Source organism: Micromonospora sp. NPDC049580, assembly GCF_040675595.1.
GTDB lineage: Bacteria > Actinomycetota > Actinomycetes > Mycobacteriales > Micromonosporaceae > Micromonospora.
On the sequence record NZ_JBFAPG010000819.1, the window covers coordinates 1 to 1,267 of the forward strand.

1 protein-coding gene is annotated in these 1,267 nt (G+C 74.8%); it reads right to left on the bottom strand.

What is annotated here, in order from left to right; genetic code table 11:
* Positions 1–33 precede the first annotated feature (33 nt).
* Positions 34–1,267, bottom strand: a 1,234-nt coding sequence (locus AB0J68_RS32315) for a response regulator transcription factor (RefSeq protein ID WP_363942700.1), incomplete at its 5' end; no start/stop codon positions are given.

Consider the following 1,267-nt stretch of genomic DNA (forward strand, 5'->3'; position numbering starts at 1 on the left):
CGCGCACACGCGCCGGGATACGTACCGGTGCCGTCAGCCGCGGGAGTTGCGCAGCATGATCGCGCTGGCCTGGACGCGGGTGCGGACCTGGAGTTTGTCGAAGATGTGCGACACGTGCACACCGATGGTCCGCTCGCTGATGAACAGCCGCTGCCCGATCTCCTTGTTGGTCAACCCCTCGGCGACGAGCGCGAGCACCTCCCGCTCGCGCGCGGTGAGGGCAGCCAACTCGTCGCCGACCGGCTCGGCCGACGCGGCGGCGCGCGCGCCGTCGGCGTCGCGCTCCTGCAGCGACACCCGGGCCCGCCCCGCCAACTCCCGGATCTCCGAGGTCAACGGCACCGCGCCCAACCCCTGCGCCACTCCGTACGCCTCCCGCAGCAGCTTGCCCGCGGTGGCCACCCGACTGCGCCGGGCCAGCAGAGCCTCCGCCTGCCGCAGGCGGGAGTACGCCGCCGGATAGGGGTGGTTACGCCGGTCCCACTCGGCGACCGAGGTGGCCCAAAGCTCGGGGTCGCTGCCGTTGAGGCGGCTCACCTCGGCGGCGCACAGGGCCAGGAAGCCCTCCACCACAGAGCGCACCGGTCGGGCCGCTCCGGCGCTCTTGCGGGCCATCCGGTCGGCGACGTCCCGCAGCCGGCGTACGGCCGTCGGGTCCACGTCCACGGTGCGGCTGGAGTGCGCCTCCGCCTCGGCGCGCAGCCCGTGCCAGACCAGGGCGGACAGGATCATCACGTCGTCGGAGCGGCTCTCGGTGAGGCCGCGCTGGACCGCCAGCCGCGCCACGTCGTGCCGGCCCTCCCACATCGCCAACCCGGACCGCAGGGTGAGCAGCGGGATGACGTGGCGGGCCCCACCGCCGGCGAGCAGGGTCGCCACCGCGTCGAGGTCCCGACCGGCGGCCTCGATGTCGCCGTAGCCCACCGAGAGCCGGCATCGGGCGAGCAGCAACTCGACGGCGTCCGCGCCGGACGGTCGGTGCCGCAGGGCCACGGCGACCACCTTCTCCGCCTCGGCCCACTGGCCCACCCGGAACAGCCCGTTGATGGCGATGGCCAGCAGTCGGGTGCCCCAGGTGCGGCCCAGCCCCAGCTCGGCCACCCGCTCGGCGCCCCGCCGTGCCACCACCACGCCCTCTTCGAGGATGTTCAGCGGCCCGGTCAGCAGCTCCGCCAGGTGCAGGTAGGCGCAGGCCACGTCCTCGGGCTGGCCGGCGCGCTCGGCGGTGTCGAGGGCGTCGCGCATGACCGCCAGACCGGCGTCCGGG